The organism is Roseococcus sp. SDR (assembly GCF_019083995.1).
GTDB lineage: Bacteria > Pseudomonadota > Alphaproteobacteria > Acetobacterales > Acetobacteraceae > Roseococcus.
On the sequence record NZ_JAHRCU010000002.1, the window covers coordinates 227495 to 251332 of the forward strand.

A 23838-nucleotide genomic window follows, 5' to 3' on the forward strand; every position below is an offset into this window, starting at 1 on the left:
CCGCCAACGACGAATCCGGCCGCACCTGCGGCCGGCGCAATGCTTCGGCATTCCGAAGCCAAGCGCGCGGCTGCGCGCGCCCGGCGCCTGAGGGCATCAGATATGCAAAGCCCTGCCGTCCACGGCCAGCGCAGCTTCCTTCACCGCCTCGCTCAGGGTCGGATGCGCATGGCAGGTGCGGGCCACGTCCTCCGCACTCGCACCGAACTCGATGGCCATGGCGATCTCGGCGATCAGAGTGCCTGCATCGGGCCCCATGATGTGCGCGCCCAGCACCGCATCCGTCTTGGCATCGGCCAGGATCTTCACGAAGCCGTCCATGTCGCCCATGGCGCGCGCGCGGCCATTCGCCGTGAAGGGGAATTTTCCGACCTTGTAGGCCTGCCCGCGGGCCTTCAGCTGCTCCTCGGTCTCGCCCACGGAAGCGAGTTCGGGCCAAGTGTACACCACGCTCGGGATGGCGTTGTAGTTGATGTGCGGCTTCTGGCCGGCCAACTGCTCGGCCAGGGCGACGCCCTCATCCTCGGCCTTGTGCGCCAGCATCGCACCGGCAATGGCATCGCCGATGGCGTAGATGCCGGGCACGTTGGTGGCGTAATGCGCGTCGGTCTTCACCCGGCCGCGCTCGTCCAGGGCAACGCCCAGTTCGGCGAGGCCCAGCCCCTCCACATGGGGGCGCCGGCCGATGGCCAGCAGCACGACATCGGCGCGAATCTTCTCGGCATCGCCGCCGGCGGCCGGCTCGATCGTCACATCCACGCCCGTCGCATCGGCGACGGCAGCGGTCACCTTGCTCTTCAGCTTGAAGGTGAAGCCCTGCTTGGTCAGCACCCGCTCGAATGCCTTGGAGAGTTCGTTGTCCATGCCAGGCGTGATGCGGTCGAGATACTCGATCACCGTCACCTTGGCGCCGAGGCGGCCCCAGACGCTGCCCAGCTCGAGCCCGATCACGCCGCCGCCGATCACGACCAGGTGCTCCGGCACCTTCGCCAGTTCCAGCGCACCGGTGGAGGTGACGATGCGCGCCTCGTCCACCTCGATGCCCTTGAGCGGGATGCTCTCGCTGCCCGTCGCGATCACGATGTTCTTCGTGGTGTAGCTCTGGCCCGCGACCTCGACGGTGGTGGGGTTCACGATGCGCCCCGCGCCCTTCAGCCAGGTCACCTTGTTCTTCTTGAAGAGGAACTCGACGCCCTTGGTGTTCGCGCCCACCACCTCGGCCTTGCGGGCCTGCATGCGCGCGAGGTCGAAGGAGACGCCGGTCACGTTCACGCCGTGATCGGCCAGCTTGTGCTTGGCTTCCTCGAAATGCTCGGAGGATTGCAGCAGCGCCTTGGAGGGGATGCAGCCGACATTGAGGCAGGTGCCGCCCAGGGTCGCGCGCTTCTCCACGCAGGCGACCTTCATGCCGAGCTGGGCCGCGCGGATCGCGCAGACATAGCCGCCGGGGCCGGCGCCGATGACGATGACGTCGAAGCTGTCAGACATGGGTGATCCTCAACCGTATTTGGCCGCAAACTGGCGCGGGCGGGGGCGCGGCGCAAGGTGCGGCCGATCGGCGCCATGCGCAGCCCCGATTGGCGCAGGGCGCGGGGCCGGGGCAAGCTCACCTCATCAGGAGGGAAGACGACCATGCGCAAGATGATCCTGGCGGCCGCCTTGCTGGCGCTGCCGCTGGCCGGAGCCCAGGCCCAGGCGATCCCGACCAATTGCAGCGGTGTCGTGGAGGCGGTGGGCTGGCAGAGCCAGTCCGAGCGTGGCTACTGGGCCAGTTCGGTGGATCTGCGCAACGTCTCGGGCCGGGCGGTCCAGGTGACGGTGCAGTACAACGGCGCCGGCGCCTTCAACCAGCCCGCCTTCCGCATGGAGCCCGGCGCCTGGATCCGGCGCTGGCTGGCCCGGACGAGCAGCGGCGTGCCCGAGGCGACCTTGCGCGCCTCCACCACCCTGATCTGCGCCGAGCCTCGCTGAGCCTCGCCATTGGGCCGCCCGCGTGGCAGTTCTCACGGCGCGACGGAAAGGATGCGGCATGCGCGGGGCGGGATGGATGGGGGTGGCGGCGCTGTTGCTCGGGACGCTGCCGGCGGCTGCCCAGGATTGCGCGGGCCAGGTGATCGTCCTGGGCGCCGGCAGCCAGGCGGAGGGCGCGGGCTTCGCCTATTGGGCCACGCTCTCCAATCCGGGCATGCGCGGCGTGCAGGTGGAGCCCCGTTGGGCCGAGGCCACCCTGCCGGCCCTGCGCATCGAAGCCGGCCGCATGCAGCGGGTGCGGCTCGGCTTGGGCGCCACCCGGCTCACGGCCGAAGAGATCGAGGCGGCGACGCGGCTGCGCTGCCAGCCGATCCCCCGCCAACCCTGATGGACCGGGCTTGGCGCGGCGTTGCATGCTGCGCCGCCCGCAACGAGGTTCCCATGCGCCGTCTTCTCCTCCTGGCCCTCCCCATGCTGCTGCCCGCCGGCGCGCTGGCGCAGCTTCCGGGCGTCGAGCGCGACTGCGCGGCCCTCGGCCTGGCGCCCCCGCGCTTCGCGAGCGTCGCGCTTGGGGATGGCAGCTACATCTACCGGATGGACCTGGCCGACCACGGCCGGACGGGCATCCGCTACAGCTACAGCTTCACCCTGCCCGGCAGCAGTCGCCCGGCCGAGGCGCTGAACGGCTACCTGCCGCCCGGCGGGCGCATCGAGCATGCGCTGGGGACGAGCGATCGCAACCTCGACGCCCGGGCGCTGCAGGCCGCGACCACGCTGCGGTGCTTCGCGCCCTGAGCGCAGGCGAAAGGGGCTTGGCAAGCGGCCCCCTTCCATGCCCCAATCCGAGGATGACGGCGCCGTAAGATGCGCCGATGTCTTGGGAGATACGCCATGGGCCACTCGCTTTCACGCCGCCACGCGCTCCTGGCCGGCGGCACCGTGCTCGCGGCACCGCATGTCGCCAGCGGCCAGGGCCGGTACCCGGAGCGTCCCATCCGCCTCATCATCCCCTGGGCGCCGGGCGGCAGCGCAGATGCGCAGCTCCGCAGCCTGGGCGAGCAGGCCGGCCGCCTGCTGGGCCAGCCGGTCGTGGCCGAGAACCGGGGCGGCGCCGGCGGCACGCTGCACGCCGTGCACATCGCGCGCGAGGCGCGGCCGGATGGCTACACCATCGGCCAGATGCACCTCTCGGTGATCCGCCGCCCCTTCCTGGTGCGCAATCCGCAATGGGACGCAACGACCGACTTCACCAATTTCATCGGGCTGAGCGGCTGGCTCTTCGGCGTGGCGGTCGCCACCAACAGCCGCTTCCAGACCTGGCAGGACATGATCGCCTATGCCCGCGCCAACCCCGGCAAGCTGAGCTTCGCGACCTCGGGCATCGCCACGACGAACCATCTGACGATGGAAGACATCATGGCGCGCGAGCGGATCGAGATGACGCATGTCACCTTCCGCGGCGCCTCCGAGGCGGTACCCCAGGTGCTGGGCGGGCAGATCGACATGATCGCCGACAGCAGCGTCTGGGCCGGGCCGGTGGAGGCGGGGCAGATGCGCCTGCTCAGCGTCTGGACGGCCGAGCGCGTGTCACGCTTTCCGAATGCGCCGACGCTGCGCGAGCTGGGCTATGACCTGGTGGTGACGTCCAACTACGGCCTTTGCGCGCCCCCGCGCATGGACCCGGGCATCGTCCGCCTGCTGCATGACGCCTTCCACACGGCGCTGATGAGCCCGGAGAACACGCGCGTGCGCAATCAGTTCGACATGCCGCTCGTCTACTACAACTCGGCCGACTACCAGGAATTCGTCGTGCAACGCGCCGCCTATGAGCGCGAAATGGTCACGAGGCTCGGCATCCGCATGGAATAGCGTGGCTTCGCGTTCAGGGAGGAAACGATAAGAATGACGATCCAACGCCGCGCGCTGCTCGGCGCGCTCGCCGCATCCCCGCTCGCCGCCCCGGCGCTGGCCCAGGGGCGCTACCCGAACCGCAGCATCCGCTTCCTCATCCCCTGGCCGCCCGGCGGCAGCCTGGACGCGCTGCACCGGCAGATGTTCGAGATCTTCCAGCGCGACACCGGGCAGAGCATCGTCATCGAGAACATGCCCGGCGCGCGCGGCACCCGCGCCGCCTTCTTCCTGACGCAGCAGGCGCGGCCCGATGGCTACACGCTGGCGCATCACCACCTCTCCATCCTGCGCCATCCCTTCCTGACGCGGCAGCCGACCTGGGATCCGGTGACGGATTTCAGCTACATCATGCAGGTCACCGGCTTCGTCTTCGGCACCGCCGTGCGCGCCGATCGCGGCTGGAACACGTTTGACGACATGATCGCCGAGGCCCGCCGCCGCCCGGGCGAGCTGACCTATTCCACCTCCGGGATCGCCACCACCAACCACCTGGCGATGGAGGACATCCTGGCCCGGCGCGGCGTGCGGATGGAGCACATCCCGACGCGCGGCGCGCAGGAGGGGGTGACCATGCTGCTCGGCCGGCAGATCGACATCGTGGCCGATGCGCAATCCTGGCGGCCGCAGGTGGAGAGCGGCGAGTTCAAGCTGCTGAGCGCCTGGACGCCGACGCGCCTCGCCTCTGCGCCCAATGCGCCGACGCTGGTCGAACTGGGCCTCGGGCCGAGCGTGACCTCGCCCTACGGCATCGTCGGGCCCAAGGGTCTCGACCCGGAGATCGTGGACATCGTCCATCGCAGCCTCAAGAAGGCCTTCGAGGATGAGGCCAGCCAGGCGATCATGCGGCGCTGGGAAAACCCGAACGAGTATCTAGGCCCGCAGGCCTATCTCGAATTCGCGCGCGAGCGCGTGGCCTATGAGCGGGATACGGTCCGCCGCCTGAACCTCAGCATCGACTGAAGCCCGCATCGGCGCGAGACTGCGCCCCATGACGGACCGCCTCGACTCCTTGCTTGCAACGCTGCCCCGGGCCTATCCGGGCCCGGGCGGCGCCATCGCCGTGCTGCGCGCGGGCGAGGTGCTGACGCGCCACGCCTGGGGCTATGCCAATGCCGAACGTCGCATCCCCTTCACCCCCGCCAGCCTGTTCCGCATGTGCTCCATCACCAAGCAGTTCACCTGCGGGGCGATGCTGGCGAGCGGAGCCGCGCTGGACGGGGCGGTGCGCGCGCGGCTGCGGTTGCTGGAGGGGGCTGCACCCGGCGCGCTCCACCTCGCGCACAACCAGTCCGGCCTGCGCGACTATTGGGCCGTCGCCATGCTGCTCGGCTCGCCGGCCGAGGCGCCCTTCGGCGATGCGGAGGCGACGCGCCTGATCGGTGCCACGCGGAGCCTGCAATTCACGCCGGGCACGCGCTTCTCCTACTGCAACCAGAATTTCCGCCTCCTCTCCGATGCGCTGGAGTCGGAGACCGGCCGCTCCTTTGCGGAACTGCTGACGCAGCACCTGTTCCAACCGGCCGGCATGGCGACGGCCTTCCTCGCCGCCGACACGCGCGCCATGCCCGACGGCACGGAAGGCTATGAGGGCAGCGTCGCCACCGGCTTCCGCGCGGCGGAGAACCGCATCCTCTGGACCGGCGATGCTGGGCTTGGCGCCAGCCTGGACGACATGATCGCCTGGGAACGCCATGTGGATGCCACGCGCGATGATCCGGCGGCGCTCTACACGCGGCTTTCAGCGCCCGTGACCTTCGCCGATGGCGCGCCGGCGCCCTACGGCTTTGGTCTCGCGCGCGGCCAGGAATTCGGCCGGGCCATCACCGGCCATGGCGGCGCGCTGCGCGGCTGGCGCAGCCACCGCCTGCATGTGGCATCCGAGCGGATTTCCGTGGTGGTGCTGTTCAACCACATGGGCGATGCGGCCGGCGCCGCGCTGGACGCGCTCGCCGCCGTGCTGGGCGAGGAACGCCCGCAGCCCGACCCGGATCTGCCCGCGCCCGCTTGGCTCGGCAGCTATCGCGAGCCGGAGACGGGGCTGTCAGCCCGCATTGACCTCGCTGCCCCCGGCCAGATCCGGTTGCGCTTCGGCCAAGGGCCGGAGCGGCTGGACCTCCAGCCCAATGGCTCGGCCGGCAGTGCCCGCACCCGGCTGCATATGGCGCCGGACGGGCTCTGGATGGAGCGCCCGCAGGAGAATTTCCGCTCGCGCCTCATCCCCTGCGAAGGAACGCCCGGCCTGGACATCGCCGGGCGCTATCACTGCGCGGAACTGGAGGCGGAGCTGCTCGTCACCACCGCGGGCGGCGTCGCCTATGGGGGATTCTCGGGCGCGCTCGGCCAGGGACGGATGGAAATGCTGGAGCCGATCGGTCCCGACCTCTGGGCCCTGCCCTGCCCGCGCGCGCTGGACCATGCGCCGCCGGGTGACTGGACGCTGGCCTTTCGGCGCGAGGGTGGCGCGATCACCGGCTTGCGGGTCGGCTGCTGGCTGGCGCGCGGGCTGGACTATGCCCGTGCCTGAGCGGGTTCAGGCCAGTCCCATGGCCCAGAGCAGCACGCCCTTCTGCGCGTGCAGCCGGTTCTCCGCCTCGTCGAACACAACACTTTGCGGGCCGTCCATCACCTCGTCGGTGATCTCCTCGCCGCGATGCGCCGGCAGGCAATGCATGACGATGGCGTCCGGCGCGGCATTCTTCAGCAGGGCGCTGTTGAGCTGATAGGGCGCCAGCAAATTGTGGCGGTTCAGCGTCTCGCCATCCTTCTCGTCGCTCATCGAGACCCAGCAATCAGTGACGACGCAGCGGGCCCCCTGCACGGCGGCCACAGGATCATTCGTCAGTTCGATCTGCGCGCCTTCGCGCCGCGCCCAGGCGATCAGCTCGGCCGGCGGCGCCAACTCGGGCGGCGTCGCGATGCGCAGCGTGAAGCCGAAGCGCGCGGCGGCCTGGATGAAGCTCTGGGCCACATTGTTGCCATCGCCCGTCCAGGCAACGACCTGGCCGGCGATCGGGCCACGATGCTCCTCGAAGGTCATCACATCGGCCATGAGCTGGCAGGGGTGGCTGATATTGGTCAGCCCGTTGATGACCGGAATCGTCGCATGCGCGGCAAGCTCGCGGATGTTGGACACATCCGCGGTGCGCAGCATGATCGCGTCCACATAGCGCGAGAGCACGCGGGCCGTGTCCTTCACGCTCTCGCCGCGGTTGAGCTGGATCTCGCGCGCCGTCAGCACCAGCGGCGTGCCGCCGAGCTGGCGGATGCCCACCTCGAAGCTGACGCGGGTACGCGTGGACGGCAGTTCGAAGATCAGCGCGACCGTCTTGCCGGCCAGGGGCTGGCCCTGCACCTCGCCGCGCTTCGCCTTCTTGCCCAGCTCCAGCATGTGCCGGAGGGTCGGGCCGTCGAGGTCCATCAATTCCAGGAAATGCCGGGGGCTTTCGCCGCCCCCGGCCGTCGTCTTCAACATCGCGCTCACTTTGCGGCTGCCAGGGCTTCCGCGGGCGTGAGCGCCGTGCAGGCGCGGTCCAGCATGGCCAGGGCCTCATCGGCCTCGGCCTCGGTGATGATGAGCGGCGGCGCCACGCGCAGCACATTCATCCCCGCCGCCACCGTCAGCAGGCCTTCCTCGACGCATTGGGCCTGCATGGCGCCGTTGCTCACCTCGGGCACGAGGCGCAGGCCCAGCAGCAGGCCGGCGCCCTGCACGCCCTGGATGACGCGCGGATGGCGTTCGGCCAGCGCCAGCATGCCGCGCCAGAGATGGCGCGCCACGCGGTCCACCTGCTCCAGGAAGCCGGGCGCCAGCACCACGTCGAGCACCGCATTGCCGGCGGCGCAGGCCAGCGGCCCGCCGCCATAGGTGGTGCCATGCGTGCCGGGCTTGAGGTGCTTGGCCACCGCTTCCTTGGCCATCACGGCACCGAGCGGGAAGCCGCCGCCAATGCCCTTGGCCGAGGACATGACGTCAGGCTCGATGCCGGCCCATTGATGCGCCCAGAGCTTGCCCGAGCGGCCCATGCCGGTCTGCACCTCGTCCAGCGCCAGCAGCAGGCCGAACTCGTCGCAGACCGCGCGCAGATCGCGCAGGAAACGCAGATCAGCCGGGCGGACGCCGCCCTCGCCCTGCACCGGCTCGATCATGATGCCGGCGGTTTCGGGGGTGATGGCATCGCGCACGGCGTTCATGTTGCCGAAGGGCACGTGATCGAAGCCCTCGACGGCCGGGCCGAAACCCGCCAGGTACTTCTCATTGCCCGTGGCGCTCAGCATCGCCAGCGTGCGGCCGTGGAAGGCACCCTCGAAGCAGATCATCCGGAACTTCTCCGGATGGCCGTTCTCGGCGTGGTACTTCCGCACCGCCTTGACCATGCCCTCATTCGCCTCGGCGCCCGAGTTGCAGAAGAACACGCTGTCGGCGAAGGAGGCCGCGACGTGGCGCGCAGCCAGCTTCTCGGCCTGTGGCACGCGATAGAGGTTGCTGACGTGCATCACCCGCGCCGCCTGCTCGGCGATGGCCTTGACCAGATGCGGGTGGCCGTGGCCGAGCGAGGAGGTGGCGATGCCGGAGCCGAAATCGAGGAATCGTCGCCCCGCATCCGTCCACACATAGGCGCCTTCGCCCCGCTCGAAAGCGAGGTCGGCACGGTTGTAGGTCGGCATCAGGGCGGGGATCACGCGGCAGCGCTCCTCTGGAGTGTTCCGCCTGCGACATGCGGGCGGAAACGGCCAGTGTGACGGAAAACCGCCAGGAATCAACCCTTGGCTGGCGAAAGCGACCTCAGCGGCCGCCGCCGGCCACGGGTCCGCCCGCGGGCAGGATGCCCGCATTGCCGGCCGGGTTGGGGCCGATCCGGCCGACATTGCCGAACAGCGCCTGCATCAGCGTGCGCTCATTGCCCGGGCTCGGCGTCTCGCGCTCGACGAAGTTCACGCGGGGCATGTCGCCCTGCGTAAAGTCGAGCTGGCGGATCTCGGCGACGGTGCCGGCGGGATTGAAGTCGATGGCGACGACCCGCTGCGAGCGCAGCGCCATGCTGCGGGCGGGGCGCAGCTGCGTCACACCACTGATGTAGTACCAGCTGTTGTCCGAGAAGGTGCTGGTCTGGCTCGGGCTGCCCAGCAGGGCCTGCACATCGGCGCGCGTGGAAACGCCGGTGGTGATCTGCGCGATCTGGTCCTCCGTCACCGGGTGGCCACGGTTGACGATGGGCGTGGTGAACACGTCGCGCGGCCGCTCGGGCATCGGCGGCAGATAGGAGCAGCCGGCCAGCGCCGGCAGCGCCAGGAGGGCCAGGATTCGGATGTTGACCAAGGCTGGGTGACGGGCCATGTCCCGGGCTTAACGCCACCCTGCCCCCGTGGTCAATGCGCCTCGACGGCGCGCCGCGCCCGGAGGCTCTTGTCAGGATTTTCTGCATCATGGGCCTTTTCGGCCTGTTCCGGCGCCGCCCGCATGAGCGGACCGGCTTCGAGCTCTACACGGCCGCGGTCGGCGCCGCCCGGACGCCCCGATTCTACGCCGAACTCGGCGTCCCCGACACGACAGCGGGGCGCTTCGAGCTGGTCTGCCTGCATGTGGGCCTGCTGATCCGCCGCCTGCGTGCCGCCACCGACAAGACCGCCGATGCCCTGGGCCAGGCCGTGTTCGACGCGATGTTCGCCGACATGGACGTGAACCTGCGCGAGATGGGAATCGGTGACCTCAGCGTGGGCAAGCGCGTGAAGATGCTGTGGGAGGGCTTTCATGGCCGCGCCACGGCTTATGGCGAGGCGCTCGACGAGGCGGACATCGCCGCGCTGGCCGCCGCGCTGGAGCGCAATATCTGGGTGAAGGAGCCGGCACCCGAGGGCGCCGCGCTGGAGTTGGCCCGCCATGCCGAGCGGCTCTCCACCCTGCTGGCCGGGCAGGATCTGGAGGCGATGCTGCGTGGCCAGGTGCGTTTCGCATGAGCACAGAGTTCAGCCACCGCCTGCCGCTCGCCCATGTGCCCGCCGCCGGCCAGCACCTCCGTCTCGAGGCCGGCCCGGCCGAGCGCGCGGCCCTGGCCCGCCGCTTCGACCTGATCAGCCTCGACAGCCTCATGGCCGATCTGCACCTCACCCCGGCGGATGAGGGCGCGGTCCAGGTCCGGGGCGAGCTGACGGCCGAGCTCGAGCAGGCTTGCGGCATCACCCTGGTACCCATCCGGCAATCCGTGCGCGAGGCGATCGCCTGGCGCCTGCTGCCCGAGGGCATGGAGCCCGCCGATGGCGAGGACGACCCGGACGATATCGAGACGGAGCAAGGCGTGGCCGACCTCGGCGAGGCGCTGGCGCAGCAGCTCTCGCTGGCGCTCGACCCCTATCCGCGGGCGCCCGGCGCCACCATGCCCGACACGGCGGAGGACGACGCTGCGCATAGCCCCTTTGCAAAGCTGTTGCGTCTGAAGCCGCAAGGGTAGGTTGCGCGAGGGGAAGAATGGGTGCTAATCGCGCTCCCTCCCTGCTGCCGCTTGCCCGCAGCGGCCGTACCTCCTTGGGCGCACCCCGCCCCCTCTCCTGCCAGGGCTGACCGGCACTCGTCCGGACGGCCCCCTATCTGTTGAAAGGCTGGCTCCATGGCCGTCCCGAAGAAGAAAGTCTCCCCCTCCCGGCGCGGCATGCGCCGCAGCCACCTGGCGCTGGCGAAGGAAGGGCATGTCGAGTGCTCCAACTGCGGCGAGCTGAAGCGCCCGCACCATGTCTGCCCCTCCTGCGGCCATTACGACGGCCGTGAGGTTGCGGCGGCCGATGCGCTGAAGGGCGTGGTTCGCGGCTAAGCCGATGACGGGTGGGGCGATCCGCGCGTGAACATGGCGGCACCCTCCGAGGGGGCTTTGCGGCGATTTTCCCTCGCCGTTGACGCCATGGGCGGCGACCACGCCCCCGACAGCGTCCTCGACGGCCTGGAACTCGCGGCCGAACGGCACCCCAAGGCCCAGTTTCTGTTGGTGGGTGATGAAGCACGCCTGCGCGAGGCGCTGAAAAGCCGACCGCGCGCGGCCAAGCTCTGCGTCATCCGTCACGCACCAGACGCCATCCCGGGCGACATGAAGCCGACCATGGCGCTGCGCCAGGGTCGCAACTCCTCCATGCGCCTGGCCATTGACGCCGTGTCCAAGGGCGAGGCTGCGGGCGTCGTCTCCGCCGGCAACACCGGCGCGCTGATGGCGCTCGCCAAGATCGTCATCAAGACGATGCCCGAGATCGGCCGGCCCGCGCTCGCCGCCATCACGCCCTCGGCGCGGGGTGACGTGGTCATGTTGGACCTCGGCGCGAACATCCAGTGCGATGCCCGCAACCTGGTCGAATTCGCCATCATGGGCGATGCCTTCGCCCGCGCCGTGCTCGGCCTCCCCAACCCCACCATCGGCCTTCTCAATGTCGGCTCCGAGGAGCTTAAGGGCGATGACCGCGTGCGCCAGGCGGCCGAGGTGCTCCGCGAGGGGCATGCCGGGATCAACTTCCACGGCTTCGTCGAAGGCCATGACATCGCCGCCGGCACGGTGGATGTCGTGGTGACGGACGGCTTCACCGGCAACGTGGCTCTCAAGACCGGCGAGGGCGCGCTGAAGCTGATGCGCGACCTGCTGCGCCAGGTCTTCACCTCCTCCATCCCGGCCCGCGCCGGCTACCTGCTCGCGCGCCCCGCGCTGGAGCGCCTGCGCGAATGGATGGACCCGCGCCGCTACAACGGCGCCATCCTGCTCGGCCTCAACGGCGTCGTCGTGAAGTCGCATGGCGGAACGGACGCCACCGGCTTCGCCCATGCCATGGATGTGGCGATGGACATGGTGACGCACGGCTTCACGCAGAATATCCGCGAGGGCCTCTCCCGCCTCGCCACCCATGCGCCGCCCATGACCAGCTCCGAGGCCGATGCGCCGGCCGTGACCGCCCAGCAGGACTGATCCGCCTTGACGCTTCGTTCCGTGATCGCCGGTTGCGGCGGCTACCTGCCCCCGACCGTGCTCGACAACGCGGCGCTGGCCGCGCGCTACGGCCTCGACACCAGCGACGAATGGATCCGCGAACGCAGCGGCATCACCCAGCGGCACCTCGCCGGCCCTGACGAGACCTGCGCCTCCCTCGGCGCGGCCGCTGCCCGCCAGGCGCTGGCCCATGCCGGGGCCGATGTGGCGGAGGTGGACGGCATCATCGTCGCCACCGCCACGCCCGACCACGCCTTCCCCTCCACCGCCGTCCGCATCCAGGCGCTGCTCGGCATGACGCGCGGCTTCGGCTTCGACGTCTCGGCCGCCTGCACCGGCTTCGTCTACGCGCTCTCCATCGCCGATGCGATGATCCGCGCGGGCCAGGCGAAGTCCCTGCTCGTCATCGGCAGCGAGGTCTATTCGCGCATCCTCGACTGGACGGATCGCGGCACCTGCGTGCTCTTCGGCGATGGCGCGGGCGCCGTCCTGCTGCGCGCGGAGGAGGGCGAGCGCGGCGTGCTCTCCACCCACCTGCACGCCGATGGGCGGCATGGCGACATCCTGCTGGTCGAGGGCACGGCCGGCCCGCTGCGCATGGCGGGGCGCGAGGTGTTCAAGCACGCGGTGAACAAGCTCTCCAGCGTGGTGGACGAAGCTCTGGCGGCCAATGGGATCAGCCGCGAGGATGTGCAGTGGCTGGTGCCGCACCAGGCCAACATCCGCATCATCGAGGCGATGGGCAAGAAGCTCGGCCTGCCGCGCGAGCGCGTGGTGGTGACGGTGGATCGCCACGCCAATACCTCCGCCGCTTCCGTGCCGCTGGCCCTGGCCGAGGCGGTGCATGACGGCCGCATCCAGCGCGGCGACCTCGTGCTGCTGGAAGCCATCGGTGGCGGCCTCACCTGGGGCGGGGCCTTGATCAGGTTTTGACGCCCTCAGGCGCCGGGCGCGCGCATCCGCGCGCGCTTGGCTTCGGAACGCTGAAGCGTTCCGGCTCGGCTATTCGCCTCGCATTCGTCGTTGTTGTCCCCTCAAGCGCCGGGCGGCCGCGTCCGCGGCCTCGGCTTCGGAACGCTGAAGCGTCCCGCCGGGCCTATTCGGTCCGGATTCTCGGATGGCGGCCGCAATCCGCTTGGGTCACTCTCCGGCGGGGCCCACGCCCCTACTCCGCGCGCAGATTCGCCCGCTGGACGATCGCGCCCCAGCGCTCGCGCTCGGTGGTCAGGAAGCGGCCGAAATCGGCGGGCGTTGGGCTCGTCTCCAACTCCACGCCGTTCTCCGTCAGGCGTGAGCGCACCACAGGGTCGGCCAGCGTCGCATTCATCGCCGCGTGCAGGCGTGCCGTCGCTTCGGCAGGCGTGCCGGCGGGTGCGACCAGCCCATACCAGGTGGCGCTGTCGATCTGCGGAAAGCCCTGCTCGAAGGAGGTGCTGAGCTCCGGCAGGATGGAGGCGCGCTGGCGCCCGGCGATGGCGATGGCGCGCAGCGTCCCGGCCGAAAGGAAGGGCAGGAAGGGCGCGGCCGCATTGGTGATCATCTGCACGCGGCCGGCAACCACGTCCGTCAGGGCCGGCGCCGTTCCGCGGTAGTGGATGTGATCGATCTCGAAGCCGAGCGTGAGCGCGATCATCGCTCCCAGCGCATGCGCCGTGGTGCCGGCGCCCGGCGTACCGAAGGTCAGAGGTGGATTCCTGCCGCGCGCGAAAGCACCCAGTTCCGAGAGGTTGCGCGCCGGCACCGAAGGGTGCACCGCAATGACGTTGGGCGCCGCCCCCAGCAGCCCGATGGGCGCGAAGCCATTGGCGACGTCATTGGGCACGCGCGGATGCACCAGGCTCGAAATCACGAAGGAGCCGCTGCCGGCGAGCAGGATGGTCAGCCCATCCGGCGCCGCCTTGGCCACCACGTCATTGCCCAGGATCCCGCCAGCGCCCCCGCGATTCTCGATCACGATGGGCTGGCCGAGCCGCGCCGACATGCCCTCGACCAGGATGCGGCCCACGATGTCGTTGCTGCCGCCTGCGGTGAACGGAATGATAAGCCGGATCGGCCGCGCCTGTCCCTGGGCGCGCGCGACGGCCGGCAGGGCCAGCAGGCCGAGCGTGGCGCGGCGCGCGATCATTTGCGCTTCTCCTGCGCGTTCCGCAGAAGCGCCAGGCCGCGATACACGCCATGCACCATCTTCGAGTAGGGCATGACCAGGAAGAAGGCGAGCACCAGGCCCAGATGGATGGCCAGCATCACGCCCATCGCCCCGGTGTGGCGGATCGCCAGAAGCAGCAGGCCGGTGACCGAAATCAGGAACAGCAGCGCCAGCATGGCGTATTCGCCGCCCAGGAGGCGCTTCGCGACCGGTCCAGGGTCCGTCACGGTCTTCACCCAGAGCAGCCCGGCCGTTCCGATGCAGAGCAGCACGCCGCCCCAGGTGCCGAGCTGCACGGGCAGGCTGAAGAAGGCGTGCGGCGACTTCCAGCCCATGACGTGATGGTAGAAGGCGCCCACGCTGGTGGCGGCGAAGCACATCATGAAGCCGTAGAACATGGCGTGGTGCAGGTGCCGCCGCGCCTGGGCGAAGCTGTCATCCAGGTCGTTGCAGCCATGCCCGCCGCCGCCCAGGTTGCGCAGCGTCAGGATGTCCACCGCCGCTTCGGCCACCGGAGCCACGGTGATGGGCTTCTGCCCCGCGCCCGGCGCCGTGCCGCGCCAATAGCGCACCGCCCCCATACCCATGGCGAAGAGCGCGTAGCCGAAGCTGAGCGAGGCCATGCCCACCATCAGCCAATAAGGGATCACCCGGAAGAAGGCGCCCGTGCCGGTCTGCGCCGTGTAGAGGATGGCGGGGTCCTGCAGCGCCATGGTCAGCAGCAGCACCAGCGTCACCGAGAGGAAGGCGGCCAGCGAGACCAGCGTGCCGTTGCGCTCGAAGGCGCGGCCCATGCCCTGTGGCCAGGCGTATTCCGCGTAGGATTCCGCGCGGATCGTCGCGAAGGTCTGCGGGATGTTGATGCCGAAGGGATGCGGCGGCGCGTATTGGCAGGCGTGGTAGCACCCCTTGCAGGAATGGCAGAGGTTGGCGAGGTGCGTGAGATCGCCGGTGGAGAATTCCCGCCGCAGCGTCATCGCGGGGAAGACGGCGCAATAGCCCTCGCAATAGCGGCAGGCGTTGCAGATCTCCATCTGCCGGCGCGCTTCGATGGTGGCTTCGCTCTCCGGGCCCGTCGCGCTGGCCGGTGCGGGCGGGCGGTTAATTCCTTCCAATTTTCGCGGCCTCCTCGCCTGCGATGCGGCCAAACACGGTGCCGATGGTCATGCCGAAGCCGGCGAGATAGCCCTGGCCCAGGATATTGCCGGCCATGATCTCGCCGCTGGCGAAGATGTTTCCGGAGGGCTTGCCGTCGGCCATCATCACCCGCGCGCGGTCATTCACCTTCACGCCCAGGAAGGTGAAGGTGATGCCCGGCGCCAGCGGGTGGCCGTAGAAGGGCGGCTGATCAATGCGCCGCGCCCAGTGGCTTTTCGGGATCGCCAGCCCCTCGGTGCGGCAATCATCCAGCTTGTTGCCGTGGAAGGTGCCGGGCTGTACGGCCGCGTTGTACTCCGCCACCACGCGTTCGAGCTTCACGGGATCGAGATCCAGCATCACGGCGAGCTCGGCGATGCTGTCCGCCTTCATGGGCGGGAAGACGCTCGGCAGGTAGTTGTGCAGCGCCTGGCTGTCGGTGATGGCAAAGGCGCGCTGGTCGCGCTGCTGGGCGATCAGCCGGCCCCAGATGGCGTAGCGCTTGGGCCAGACATCCTCGCCCTCATCATAGAAGCGCTCCACATCCTTGTTCACGACGATGGAGAAGGGCACGCAATCGAGCCGCATGGCGAGGCCGCCATCGGCCATGGGCGCGCGGGCATCATTCGCGACCGCGTGGAACTGCGTGGGGTCGCCCACCTCCTGCACGCCGCTCGCCAGCATGTCGCGCAGCACGCGGCCCTGGGCATAGGGCGTGCCGCGGATCTGGAAATTGTCCGCCGCATCGCCCCAGTATTCGCGCAGCCATTCCCGGTTCGCCTGGAAACCGCCGGCCGAGGCGATGACGGCCTTGGCACGGATGCGCTGCGGGAAGCCCCGCCAGGAGACGATCGCCTCCCGCGCGAAGCCCTCCTCGATCGCGATGTGCTGCACCTCGGTGTCATAGAGGATGGTGATGCCGAGCTTCTCGGCGGTGCGGTACAGCGCGTTCACCAGCGCCTTGCCGCCGCCCAGGAAGAAGGCGTTGGTGCGGCTGAGGCTCAGCGTGCCCGAGAGGCTCGGCTGGAACACCACGCCGCAATCGCGCAGGAAGCCTGGCGCATGCTCGCTCGCGCGGATGCACATGCGGGCCAGCGCCTCATCGGTGCGGCCGCCGGTCACGCGCAGGAGGTCGTCCCAGTATTCCTCCTCGAGGTAGCTCTCGGTGAGCACGTCGGTCGGCTTGGGATGCAGGGCGCGCAGGTTGCGGGTGTGGCGGGAATTGCCGCCGCGCATGGCTTTTGGCGCGTGCTCGGCCACGATGACGCTGGCGCCCGCCCGCGCCGCGGTGATCGCCGCCGACAGCGCCGCGTTGCCGCCGCCCACCACCAGAACATCCCAGAGGCGTGTGAAATCAACCATATGTCTGCATATGCGCGGCGGGGCGCGCCTGTCCAGCGGGGGGAGGACGGGCCTTAAGCGCGGATTCACCCCGCGCGCGCATATACCCGCGGGGCCGATGAGGACACCACGTCGTGCCGGATCACCGGGAGACCAGCGCATGAACATCGCCGCCCGCCGCCCCCTGGGCGACCGCGAACGCTTCGTCGCCTTCGCCTTCGCCGGCGCGGACATGCTGGTAGAGACCAATCTGGAGGGGCAGATCGCCTTCACGGCCGGGGCGTTCCGGCACCGCTTCGGCGCGGCGCCCGAGAGCTTCATGGGCCAGGACCTCGCCACGCTCATCGCGCCCTCCGATCGCGGCAGCTTCGCGGCGGCGCTGGCGATGATGCCCGAGCGGGGACGCCTTTCCCCCACGGTCATCCGCCTCGCGAATGCGGAGCAGACGCCCTTCGTGGTGGCTGGCCTGCACCTGGCCCTTCCCGGGGAGCCCGCGCGCCTTTGCCTCTCCATGGGTCCGGTGCCGATCCCGCTTGATCCGGCGGCGGATGCCCCGCCCACCGCCGTGGCGCTGCTCCGCGAAGCGGAGACGCGGCTGCGCCGGCCGGGTGCCGGCGCGGGCGGACTGAGCCTGATCGAAGTGTCCGGTCCGATGACGGAGGAGATGCGAGCCGCCCTCACCAGCCAGTCCGGGAACATGGCGGCGGAGCTGGCACCAGGCCGCTACGGCCTGCTCTCCGCCTGCGGCGCCAGCGCCCGCGACCTCGCCGCCGTGACCGAGCGCCTCGAGGCGGTGCTTCGGCAGCAGGGCCAGGGCGGCAGCGTGAGCGGAGGCCTGCTGCCCCTTGATGGAGGAGCCCTCTCGCCCGTCCAGGCGGTGCGGGCGCTGCGCCATGGCCTCGCCACCTTCACCCGCGCCGGCGCCGCCGGGCTGCGCGAGGAAGGGTTCAACAATGGCCTCTCAGGCTTCGTCGAGCAGATCACGGCACGCGCCGGCACCATCCGCCGCGCCATCGCCCAGCGACGCTTCCATCTGGACTACCAGCCGATCATGGGGCTCGGCGACCGGGCCCTGCATCATTACGAGGCGCTGCTGCGGCCCGAAAAAGGACTGCTGGGCACCGAGGCCGGCCCTCAGGACTTCGTCACCCTGGCCGAGACGGTGGGCCTCACGGAGGAGCTCGATCTCGCCGTGACCGAGGTCGCGCTGCAGGCGGCGCATGCGCTGAGCGGCGCGCAGCGGATCGCGGTGAACATCTCCGGCCTCTCCCTGCAGAGCACGGCCTTCCGCAAGAGCCTGGACGCGCTGCTCGACGCACATCCGGCCGCCGGGCAGCGCCTGATGGTGGAGCTGACCGAGAGCGCCGAGATCGAGGAGGAAGCGGCCGCCGCCGCTACGCTCGAAAGCCTCCGCGGCCGGGGCATTCCGGTCTGCCTCGATGATTTCGGCGCGGGTTCGGCTGCCTTCCGCTACCTGAAGGCCTTCCCGGTGGATTACGTGAAGGTGGATGGCAGCTTCGTCGAGGCGGCGATGCGCAGCGAGCGGGACCGCAGCTTCGTCGCTTCCATGGTGGATCTCTCGGTCGCGGTCGGCGCCCGGGTGGTGGCCGAGCGGATCGAGACGGAGGAGATGGCGCTCATGATGCGCGGCCTCGGCGTCCATCTCGGCCAGGGCTGGCATTTCGGCCGGCCTGGCCCGCTGCCCAAGCTGCAGCCGGTGGCGGTGGCGCGGCGCAGCGGCGCGCAGGAAAGCTGGGGCTGACGGGCTTCCCAGCCGCGGGCGCCTGGCCCTAGATCGTGATCCGCTATCGCTGGATCACGCTCCAGCCATGTTGCGAGGATGATTCACCGCTTCGGTGATTCCACCTCAGCGGATCATGCTCTAGGCTCTGCCCATGATTCGTGATCGTGTCCTTATCGTGGGGGCCGGGCCGGTGGGGCTGGTCGCCGCTGCCGCGCTGGCCGCCGAAGCCATTCCCGTCGCCGTCATCGAAGCCGAGCGTGACCTGCCCGATGGCATGCGTGCCAGCACCTTCCATCCGCCCACGCTCGACATGCTGGACCGTTTCGGCGTGGTGGAGAGCCTGATCGCCGATGGGCTGATCTGCCCCACCTGGCAGTTCCGCGACCGCGCCGAGGGGCCGATCGCCACTTTTGACCATGCGATGATCGCGGACGACACGCGCCACCCCTATCGCCTGCAATGCGAGCAATGGCGCCTGACGCGCCTGCTGCGCGAGCGCCTGGCCGCCAACCCGGATGTGGAATTCATCTACGACGCGCGTGCGCTGGGCGTGGCGCAGGATGAGCGGGGCGTCCGCCTCTCGATCGAGCGGCCCGACGGGCATCGCGAGGAGCTGGCCGGGCGCTATCTGATCGGCGCCGACGGCGCGCGCAGCGCCATCCGCAAGAGCCTCGGCATCGGCTTCGAGGGGCAGACCATCCCCGAGATCTACCTGACGCTCTCCACACCCTTCGCTTATCACGATGCGATCGAGGACCTGACCAATATCGCCTATATCAGCGACCCGGATGAGTGGTTCGTGCTGCTGCGCAACCGCAATCTCTGGCGCCTTCTGCTGCCGACCGACCCGGCGGAGCCCGAGGAGGTGATGCTGTCCGATGCGCGGATCGAGAGCCGCATGCAGCAGGTGCTGCCCAAGGCCGGCGCCTATGAGATCACCCATCGCACGGCGTATCGCGTGCATGAGCGGGTGGCCGAGCGCTATGTGGCGGGGCGCGTCTTCCTGGCCGGCGATGCGGCGCATGTGAACAATCCGCTGGGCGGCATGGGCATGAATGGCGGCATCCATGACGCGCTGAACCTCGCGGAGAAACTCGCCGCCGTCTGGCGCGGCGCGCCGCTCGAAGCGATGGGGCGCTACGAACGCCAGCGCCGCAAGGTGGCGCTGGAGGTGGTGCAGCAGCAGGCGCTGCGCAACCGCAGCATCCTCAATCAGAAGGACCCCGCGGTGCGGCAGGCCTTCCTGGATGATCTGCGCGCGACGGTGGCCGACCCGGCGCGGCATCGGGCGCATCTGCTGCGCACCAGCATGATCCAAAGCCTGCGGGACCTGGAGGCGGTTCAATGACAGCGTCTGATCGACCGAGCGTCAGCGAGGGCGTGAATCAGCCGCCTAACGGCGAAACGGATGAAGAGATCTACGCCCGCCAGGGCCTGGGCCGCCGCGCCGGCTTCGGCGTGGCGCCGGCGCTGGTCATCGTGGACTACGTCGTGGGCTTCGCCGACCCCTCGCAATTCGGCGGCGGCAATATCGGCCCCGCGATCGAGCAGACCGTGCATCTGCTGGCCCATGCGCGGCGGAAGGGCTGGCCGGTCGCGCATACCCGGGTGGTCTATGCGGAGGATGGCTCGGATGCCGGGGTCTTCACGCTGAAGGCGCCATCGCTGCTGAAGCTGACGGAGCATTCGCCGCTCTCGCAGATCATCCCGGAACTCACGCCCGCGCCGGGCGAGCTGGTGGTGCGCAAGCGCGGCGCCTCAGCCTTCTTCGACACCAACCTCGCCGGCTTCCTGACCATGCGCCGCGTGGACACGCTCATCGTGACGGGCTGCACCACCTCGGGCTGCGTACGCGCCACCGTGGTGGATTCGCTGCAGCATGATTTCCGCACCATCGTCGCGACCGATTGCGTGGGCGACCGCGCCATCGCGCCGCATGAGGCGAACCTCTTCGACATGGGCCAGAAATACGCGGATCTGATGACGCGCGCGGAGATCGAGGCGCTGGGGTGAGCGAAGCGCGCGTCACGCTCGAGGTCGCGGGCGGCATCGCGCGCCTCACCTTCGACCATCCGCGCCGGATGAACGCCATCACCGCCACGATGTGGCAGGCGCTGCCCGGACTGCTGGACCAGGTGCAGGACGACCCCGCCATCCGCGTGCTGCTGCTGCAAGGCGCCGGTGAGCGCGCCTTCTGCACCGGCAATGACATCTCCGAGTTCGAGGCGATCCGCGCCGACGCGGCACAATCCGCCGCCTATAACGCGCTGCAGCGCGCGGTGGCGGAGCGTATGGCGATGCTGGAGAAGCCCGCCATCGCCGCCATCCACGGCCATTGCCTGGGCGCCGGGCTGGAACTCGCTTTGCAATGCGATCTGCGCTTCGCGAGCCCGGAGGCGCGGATGGGCGTGCCCGCCGTCCGCCTCGGCCTGCCCTACCGGCTGGAGGATATCGTGAAACTGGCGGATGTGGCCGGCCTCGCCACCGCGCGCCTGATGGTGCTGACCGGGCGCAGCTTCGCGGGCGCAGAGCTGGAGCGGATGGGCCTCGTCACGCAGCTGCTGCCGGACCGGGCGGCGATGCTGGCCGCGGCCGAGGTGGCGGCGACGGAGATGGCGGCGGCCGCACCACTCGCACTGCGCGCCGCCAAGGCCGCCTTCCGCGAACTGACCCGCCGCGATGGCGGGCCGGACCTGGCGCGCGCCCAGGCATTGGCCGATGCCTGCTACGACAGCGCCGACTATGCCGAGGGCCGCGCCGCGCGGCGCGAGGGCCGCCCGCCGCGCTTCACCGGAAGCTAGTCGCGGCGTTCCAATTTGCGCTTGGTCATCACCATGCTGAGCACGAAGACGCCCATGCCGCCCAGCAGCGCCATCAGGATGAAGCCCCATTTCAGGCCCGCGGTACGGGCCTTGGGGTCGTCCATCACCTGCATCAGCAGCAGGCCGAAGATGATGACGCCAACGCTCCCGATGGCCGTGCCCCAGATGCCGAACAGGCGCATCCTGCGATCCATGTCCTTCCTCCACTCCTTATGGTTCAGTGGAGTTTGACACCGGGCTCCGCCCTTTGCGAGACGAGACTGGCGAGGCTGCGCCAGGCGGTGGGTGCGCTGCCATGCAGCGCCGTCTGGTGCATCTTGTAGAGCGAACGGTACATCAGCCGGGCGAAATACCCTTCGATGAACATGGATTTGCCGACCAGGAAGCCCATCAGGCTGCCCACCGTGCTGTATTTGCCGAGCGAGACGAGCGAGCCGAAGTCGCGATAGACGAAGGGCTCCAGCGGCTTGCCGTCCAGGATCCGCTCGATCTGGTTGTACATGTGGCTCGCCTGCTGGTGCGCGGCCTGGGCGCGCGGCGGGATGGGCTGCTCCGAGCCCTCGCGCGGGCAGGAGGCACAATCGCCGAGCGCGAAGACGCTTGGGTCGCGCGTCGTCTGCAACGTGGGCAGCACCTTGAGCTGGTTGATCCGGTTGGTCTCCAGCCCGCCGATCTCCTTCAGGAAATCCGCGCCCTTCACGCCCGCCGCCCAGACCGTCAGCTCGGCCGGCAGGAAGCCGCCATCGGCCAGCACCACGCCATCGGCGCGAACCTCGGCCACGCGCGTGCCGACATGTACCTCGACGCCCATCTTGGCCAGCAAGTCGCTCGTCGCCGCGGAAATCCGCTCGGGCAGCGCGGGCAGGATGCGGGGGGCCGCCTCCACCAGCATGATGCGGATGTCGCGCTCCGGCTCGATGCGGTCCAGGCCATAGGCCACCACGGCGCGCACCGTGCGGTGCAGCTCGGCCGCGAGCTCGGTGCCCGTCGCACCCGCGCCGATGATCGCGACATGCAATTGCCCGGGCCGCACCGGCTCGGGCTGGGCATTGGCGCGCAGGCAGGCATTGACCAGGCGGCGGTTGAAGCGGCTCGCCTGGTCCAGCGTCTCCAGCGGGATGGCGTGCTGCGCCGCACCCGGCGTGCCGAAATCATTGGTAACGGAGCCCACCGAGATGACCAGCGTGTCGTAGCCCACGCGGCTCGCCGGCGTGATCTCGCGCCCCTCCTCATCCAGCATGGCGCCGAGCAGGACCTCTTTCGCCTCCCGGTCCAGGCCCACCATCTCGCCATAGCGATAGGTGAAGTGGTGCCAATGCGCCTGGGCCAGGTAGTTCAGCTCATGCTGCGCGCGATCCAGGCTGCCCGCCGCCACCGCATGCAGCAGCGGCTTCCAGAGATGGGTGCGGCTGCGCTCCACCAGCGTCACCCGCGCGCGCTGGCCCTTGCCGTAGCGGTTGCCGAGGCGGGTGGCGAGCTCGAGCCCACCGGCGCCCCCTCCGACGATGACGATGCGGTGCGGATCAGCCATGCCAAGCCCCCTTCTGCGCCCAAGAGCCTAACGCCCGGCATCGTTGCTCGCAAAAAACATACCGCAGGTGAAGGCGCATGTGTCCGCCCGCACATGCTCGCCCCATCGGACGGCTATGGTCGTGGCAGGGAGCATGGCAATATCCACCCAGCAAGTGTGTCCCGGATCAGCGTCATCGCTCCGATGGCAATGGGGCACCGGCAACGAGGAGCGGATTGCCAGAGCCGTACCAGATCACACCCGAGGGGGTGCGCCTCGTCGTGCGCCTGACACCGCGGGCGGAGCGGGATGGGATCGACGGCATCGCCACCACGCCGGATGCCGGTACGCATCTGCGCCTGCGCCTGGCCGCACCTCCGGTGGACGGCGCGGCCAATGCCGCGCTCATCGCCTTCCTCGCCAAGGCTCTCGATCTGCGGAAATCCGACATCCACCTGCTGGCCGGTGACCGCTCCCGCGTGAAGCGCCTGCTGCTGGCGGGTGACGGCCCGGCCCTGGCCCGCCGGGTCGCGGCCTGGATCACCCCCTCGACCTGAGGCGCGCATCGTGCTTTTTCCGCCGGCAACACCAGCAAAGGGCAGGATCGTGAGCGACATCTCCATCAATATCGGCGGCGACATCTTCCAGGCGCGCTTCGAGACCGAGGCCGCGCCGCAGACCGTGGCCCGCTTCCGCCACCTGCTGCCCTACAAGGACCGCATCATCCATGTCCGCTGGAGCGGCGAGGCCTGCTGGATCCCGATGGGCGAGCGCGACCTCTCCCTCAGCTATGAGAATGCGACGAGTTACCCGGCGCCGGGGCAGATCATCGTCTATCCGGGCGGCATGCCAACCTCGATGAGCGAGACCGAGATCCTGGTGGCCTATGGCCCCTGTTGCTTCGCCAGCAAGGCCGGGCAGCTCGCCGGCAACCACTTCCTGACCATCACGGCCGACCTCGACCGGCTGGCGAAGGTCTGCCGCTCCGTGCTGTGGGACGGCGCGAAGGACATCACCTTCAGCGCGGGCTGAAGGCCGGGCGCGTCACCGGCAGGAGCAGTTGCCGCCCGGGCGCATATTGTTGTTCCGGGCGAAATTCTCGGCATCGGTCCGGTAGCTGAAGCGGCGGAGCACGCAGGCGCTGCTGCCGAAGGCGATGCGCAGCTGCTCGTCCGAGCGGCCGTCGATGTCGTATTTGCCGTGCTTGCAAATCACGGCGTAGGCAGCGGCGGGGCTGGGCCAGGCGGCGCCAACCAGAAGCAGCGCCAGGGTGGCGGTGAGGACGCGCAGCGAGGCCATGG

At 69.7% G+C, this 23838-nt stretch carries 27 protein-coding genes; 17 read left to right on the plus strand and 10 right to left on the minus strand.

Going from position 1 to position 23838, the window contains the following annotated elements:
- Window positions 1-96: 96 nt before the first annotated feature.
- Window positions 97-1488: a dihydrolipoyl dehydrogenase gene (gene lpdA, locus KTR66_RS03195; RefSeq protein WP_213610333.1), complete on the minus strand. Its 1392-nt coding sequence runs from the start codon at window positions 1486-1488 to the stop codon at window positions 97-99.
- Between the two features lie 144 nt (window positions 1489-1632).
- On the opposite strand from lpdA, the gene KTR66_RS03200 reads away from it, so the two are divergent.
- The 6 genes from KTR66_RS03200 to KTR66_RS03225 all read left to right on the plus strand — a co-directional run bounded on the left by KTR66_RS03200 (window position 1633) and on the right by KTR66_RS03225 (window position 6406).
- Window positions 1633-1971: a hypothetical protein gene (locus KTR66_RS03200; protein WP_213610335.1), complete on the plus strand. Its 339-nt coding sequence runs from the start codon at window positions 1633-1635 to the stop codon at window positions 1969-1971.
- Between the two features lie 58 nt (window positions 1972-2029).
- A complete protein-coding gene (locus tag KTR66_RS03205) occupies window positions 2030-2359 on the plus strand; it encodes a hypothetical protein (RefSeq protein WP_213610343.1) in 330 nt (109 codons plus the stop codon).
- Window positions 2360-2412: 53 nt separating this feature from the next.
- Window positions 2413-2766 carry a hypothetical protein gene (locus KTR66_RS03210; RefSeq protein WP_213610345.1) on the plus strand — a complete coding sequence of 118 codons (354 nt, stop codon included), beginning with the start codon at window positions 2413-2415 and terminating at the stop codon, window positions 2764-2766.
- A gap of 96 nt (window positions 2767-2862) precedes the next feature.
- Window positions 2863-3840, plus strand: a complete 978-nt coding sequence (locus tag KTR66_RS03215) for a tripartite tricarboxylate transporter substrate binding protein (protein WP_213610347.1) — start codon at window positions 2863-2865, stop codon at window positions 3838-3840.
- A 33-nt stretch (window positions 3841-3873) separates the two neighbouring features.
- Window positions 3874-4842, plus strand: a complete 969-nt coding sequence (locus KTR66_RS03220; RefSeq protein WP_213610355.1) for a tripartite tricarboxylate transporter substrate binding protein — start codon at window positions 3874-3876, stop codon at window positions 4840-4842.
- A 28-nt stretch (window positions 4843-4870) separates the two neighbouring features.
- Complete coding sequence (locus tag KTR66_RS03225; RefSeq protein WP_213610357.1) at window positions 4871-6406, plus strand: D-aminopeptidase; 1536 nt, start codon at window positions 4871-4873, stop codon at window positions 6404-6406.
- 6 nt (window positions 6407-6412) lie between these two features.
- On the opposite strand, the gene argF is transcribed toward KTR66_RS03225, so the two are convergent.
- From argF to KTR66_RS03240, 3 genes are all read right to left on the minus strand, one after another.
- Window positions 6413-7354: an ornithine carbamoyltransferase gene (gene argF / locus KTR66_RS03230; protein ID WP_213610359.1), complete on the minus strand. Its 942-nt coding sequence runs from the start codon at window positions 7352-7354 to the stop codon at window positions 6413-6415.
- Between the two features lie 5 nt (window positions 7355-7359).
- On the minus strand, window positions 7360-8562 hold the full coding sequence (locus KTR66_RS03235) for an aspartate aminotransferase family protein (protein WP_213610361.1): 1203 nt from the start codon (window positions 8560-8562) through the stop codon (window positions 7360-7362).
- A gap of 103 nt (window positions 8563-8665) precedes the next feature.
- The gene (locus tag KTR66_RS03240; RefSeq protein WP_213610363.1) at window positions 8666-9217 is read right to left on the minus strand and encodes an outer membrane protein assembly factor BamE; all 552 of its coding nucleotides are present in this window, start codon (window positions 9215-9217) and stop codon (window positions 8666-8668) included.
- Between the two features lie 89 nt (window positions 9218-9306).
- On the opposite strand from KTR66_RS03240, the gene KTR66_RS03245 reads away from it, so the two are divergent.
- The 5 genes from KTR66_RS03245 (at window position 9307) to KTR66_RS03265 (ending at window position 12770) form a co-directional block, all read left to right on the plus strand.
- Entirely contained in the window at window positions 9307-9837 is a 531-nt protein-coding gene (locus KTR66_RS03245) for a ubiquinol-cytochrome C chaperone family protein (protein ID WP_213610365.1), read from the plus strand.
- Window positions 9834-10328 carry a DUF177 domain-containing protein gene (locus tag KTR66_RS03250; protein WP_213610367.1) on the plus strand — a complete coding sequence of 165 codons (495 nt, stop codon included), beginning with the start codon at window positions 9834-9836 and terminating at the stop codon, window positions 10326-10328. Before KTR66_RS03245 ends, KTR66_RS03250 begins: the two co-directional genes overlap by 4 nt.
- A 156-nt stretch (window positions 10329-10484) precedes the next feature.
- Complete coding sequence (gene rpmF / locus KTR66_RS03255) at window positions 10485-10685, plus strand: 50S ribosomal protein L32 (protein WP_213610369.1); 201 nt, start codon at window positions 10485-10487, stop codon at window positions 10683-10685.
- A gap of 33 nt (window positions 10686-10718) precedes the next feature.
- The gene (gene plsX / locus KTR66_RS03260) at window positions 10719-11816 is read left to right on the plus strand and encodes a phosphate acyltransferase PlsX (RefSeq protein WP_213610657.1); all 1098 of its coding nucleotides are present in this window, start codon (window positions 10719-10721) and stop codon (window positions 11814-11816) included.
- A gap of 6 nt (window positions 11817-11822) precedes the next feature.
- Entirely contained in the window at window positions 11823-12770 is a 948-nt protein-coding gene (locus KTR66_RS03265; RefSeq protein ID WP_213610371.1) for a beta-ketoacyl-ACP synthase III, read from the plus strand.
- Between the two features lie 232 nt (window positions 12771-13002).
- Here KTR66_RS03265 and KTR66_RS03270 read toward each other — a convergent pair whose 3' ends face one another.
- From KTR66_RS03270 to tcuA, 3 genes are read right to left on the minus strand one after another with little or no spacing between them, the layout of a single operon-like run.
- The gene (locus tag KTR66_RS03270) at window positions 13003-13962 is read right to left on the minus strand and encodes a tripartite tricarboxylate transporter substrate binding protein (protein ID WP_213610373.1); all 960 of its coding nucleotides are present in this window, start codon (window positions 13960-13962) and stop codon (window positions 13003-13005) included.
- Window positions 13959-15098 (minus strand): tricarballylate utilization 4Fe-4S protein TcuB, encoded by a 1140-nt coding sequence (tcuB, locus tag KTR66_RS03275; protein WP_249731806.1) that lies wholly within the window; start codon window positions 15096-15098, stop codon window positions 13959-13961. The genes KTR66_RS03270 and tcuB overlap by 4 nt, the downstream gene beginning before the upstream one ends.
- Window positions 15085-16482 (minus strand): FAD-dependent tricarballylate dehydrogenase TcuA, encoded by a 1398-nt coding sequence (gene tcuA, locus KTR66_RS03280; RefSeq protein ID WP_213610375.1) that lies wholly within the window; start codon window positions 16480-16482, stop codon window positions 15085-15087. Before tcuA ends, tcuB begins: the two co-directional genes overlap by 14 nt.
- A 139-nt stretch (window positions 16483-16621) precedes the next feature.
- Here tcuA and KTR66_RS03285 point away from each other — a divergent pair, with 139 nt between their 5' ends.
- The 4 genes from KTR66_RS03285 (at window position 16622) to KTR66_RS03300 (ending at window position 21006) form a co-directional block, all read left to right on the plus strand.
- Window positions 16622-18223 (plus strand): EAL domain-containing protein, encoded by a 1602-nt coding sequence (locus tag KTR66_RS03285; protein ID WP_213610377.1) that lies wholly within the window; start codon window positions 16622-16624, stop codon window positions 18221-18223.
- Window positions 18224-18356: 133 nt separating this feature from the next.
- Window positions 18357-19553 carry an NAD(P)/FAD-dependent oxidoreductase gene (locus KTR66_RS03290; protein WP_213610379.1) on the plus strand — a complete coding sequence of 399 codons (1197 nt, stop codon included), beginning with the start codon at window positions 18357-18359 and terminating at the stop codon, window positions 19551-19553.
- A complete protein-coding gene (locus KTR66_RS03295) occupies window positions 19550-20218 on the plus strand; it encodes an isochorismatase family protein (RefSeq protein WP_213610381.1) in 669 nt (222 codons plus the stop codon). Before KTR66_RS03290 ends, KTR66_RS03295 begins: the two co-directional genes overlap by 4 nt.
- Window positions 20215-21006: an enoyl-CoA hydratase-related protein gene (locus tag KTR66_RS03300; RefSeq protein ID WP_213610383.1), complete on the plus strand. Its 792-nt coding sequence runs from the start codon at window positions 20215-20217 to the stop codon at window positions 21004-21006. Before KTR66_RS03295 ends, KTR66_RS03300 begins: the two co-directional genes overlap by 4 nt.
- Here the strand turns inward: KTR66_RS03300 and KTR66_RS03305 are convergent.
- Both KTR66_RS03305 and KTR66_RS03310 read right to left on the minus strand, forming a co-directional pair.
- Window positions 21003-21221: a hypothetical protein gene (locus KTR66_RS03305; protein ID WP_213610385.1), complete on the minus strand. Its 219-nt coding sequence runs from the start codon at window positions 21219-21221 to the stop codon at window positions 21003-21005. The genes KTR66_RS03300 and KTR66_RS03305 overlap by 4 nt on opposite strands.
- 23 nt (window positions 21222-21244) lie before the next feature.
- The gene (locus tag KTR66_RS03310; RefSeq protein WP_213610387.1) at window positions 21245-22558 is read right to left on the minus strand and encodes an NAD(P)/FAD-dependent oxidoreductase; all 1314 of its coding nucleotides are present in this window, start codon (window positions 22556-22558) and stop codon (window positions 21245-21247) included.
- Window positions 22559-22773: 215 nt separating this feature from the next.
- Here KTR66_RS03310 and KTR66_RS03315 point away from each other — a divergent pair, with 215 nt between their 5' ends.
- Together KTR66_RS03315 and KTR66_RS03320 are read left to right on the plus strand one after the other, a co-directional pair.
- Window positions 22774-23094: a DUF167 domain-containing protein gene (locus KTR66_RS03315; RefSeq protein WP_249731807.1), complete on the plus strand. Its 321-nt coding sequence runs from the start codon at window positions 22774-22776 to the stop codon at window positions 23092-23094.
- A gap of 49 nt (window positions 23095-23143) precedes the next feature.
- Complete coding sequence (locus KTR66_RS03320; protein WP_213610391.1) at window positions 23144-23569, plus strand: DUF3830 family protein; 426 nt, start codon at window positions 23144-23146, stop codon at window positions 23567-23569.
- Window positions 23570-23581: 12 nt separating this feature from the next.
- Here KTR66_RS03320 and KTR66_RS03325 read toward each other — a convergent pair whose 3' ends face one another.
- Window positions 23582-23836, minus strand: coding sequence for a hypothetical protein (locus tag KTR66_RS03325; protein ID WP_213610393.1), 255 nt, complete (start codon window positions 23834-23836; stop codon window positions 23582-23584).
- Window positions 23837-23838: the final 2 nt, after the last annotated feature.

Excerpts from the sequence above, each read along its gene's own strand:
- KTR66_RS03295 (WP_213610381.1), top strand. The coding sequence starts at position 19,550 with ATGACAGCGTCTGATCGACCGAGCGTCAGCGAGGGCGTGAATCAGCCG.
- tcuA (WP_213610375.1), bottom strand. The coding sequence starts at position 16,482 with ATGGTTGATTTCACACGCCTCTGGGATGTTCTGGTGGTGGGCGGCGGC.
- KTR66_RS03325 (WP_213610393.1), bottom strand. The coding sequence starts at position 23,836 with ATGGCCTCGCTGCGCGTCCTCACCGCCACCCTGGCGCTGCTTCTGGTT.
- plsX (WP_213610657.1), top strand. The coding sequence starts at position 10,719 with ATGGCGGCACCCTCCGAGGGGGCTTTGCGGCGATTTTCCCTCGCCGTT.
- KTR66_RS03205 (WP_213610343.1), top strand. The coding sequence starts at position 2,030 with ATGCGCGGGGCGGGATGGATGGGGGTGGCGGCGCTGTTGCTCGGGACG.
- KTR66_RS03270 (WP_213610373.1), bottom strand. The coding sequence starts at position 13,962 with ATGATCGCGCGCCGCGCCACGCTCGGCCTGCTGGCCCTGCCGGCCGTC.
- KTR66_RS03310 (WP_213610387.1), bottom strand. The coding sequence starts at position 22,558 with ATGGCTGATCCGCACCGCATCGTCATCGTCGGAGGGGGCGCCGGTGGG.
- KTR66_RS03250 (WP_213610367.1), top strand. The coding sequence starts at position 9,834 with ATGAGCACAGAGTTCAGCCACCGCCTGCCGCTCGCCCATGTGCCCGCC.
- lpdA (WP_213610333.1), bottom strand. The coding sequence starts at position 1,488 with ATGTCTGACAGCTTCGACGTCATCGTCATCGGCGCCGGCCCCGGCGGC.
- argF (WP_213610359.1), bottom strand. The coding sequence starts at position 7,354 with ATGTTGAAGACGACGGCCGGGGGCGGCGAAAGCCCCCGGCATTTCCTG.
- KTR66_RS03305 (WP_213610385.1), bottom strand. The coding sequence starts at position 21,221 with ATGGATCGCAGGATGCGCCTGTTCGGCATCTGGGGCACGGCCATCGGG.
- KTR66_RS03245 (WP_213610365.1), top strand. The coding sequence starts at position 9,307 with ATGGGCCTTTTCGGCCTGTTCCGGCGCCGCCCGCATGAGCGGACCGGC.
- KTR66_RS03215 (WP_213610347.1), top strand. The coding sequence starts at position 2,863 with ATGGGCCACTCGCTTTCACGCCGCCACGCGCTCCTGGCCGGCGGCACC.
- KTR66_RS03220 (WP_213610355.1), top strand. The coding sequence starts at position 3,874 with ATGACGATCCAACGCCGCGCGCTGCTCGGCGCGCTCGCCGCATCCCCG.
- KTR66_RS03290 (WP_213610379.1), top strand. The coding sequence starts at position 18,357 with ATGATTCGTGATCGTGTCCTTATCGTGGGGGCCGGGCCGGTGGGGCTG.
- rpmF (WP_213610369.1), top strand. The coding sequence starts at position 10,485 with ATGGCCGTCCCGAAGAAGAAAGTCTCCCCCTCCCGGCGCGGCATGCGC.
- KTR66_RS03240 (WP_213610363.1), bottom strand. The coding sequence starts at position 9,217 with ATGGCCCGTCACCCAGCCTTGGTCAACATCCGAATCCTGGCCCTCCTG.
- KTR66_RS03200 (WP_213610335.1), top strand. The coding sequence starts at position 1,633 with ATGCGCAAGATGATCCTGGCGGCCGCCTTGCTGGCGCTGCCGCTGGCC.
- KTR66_RS03285 (WP_213610377.1), top strand. The coding sequence starts at position 16,622 with ATGAACATCGCCGCCCGCCGCCCCCTGGGCGACCGCGAACGCTTCGTC.
- KTR66_RS03225 (WP_213610357.1), top strand. The coding sequence starts at position 4,871 with ATGACGGACCGCCTCGACTCCTTGCTTGCAACGCTGCCCCGGGCCTAT.
- KTR66_RS03210 (WP_213610345.1), top strand. The coding sequence starts at position 2,413 with ATGCGCCGTCTTCTCCTCCTGGCCCTCCCCATGCTGCTGCCCGCCGGC.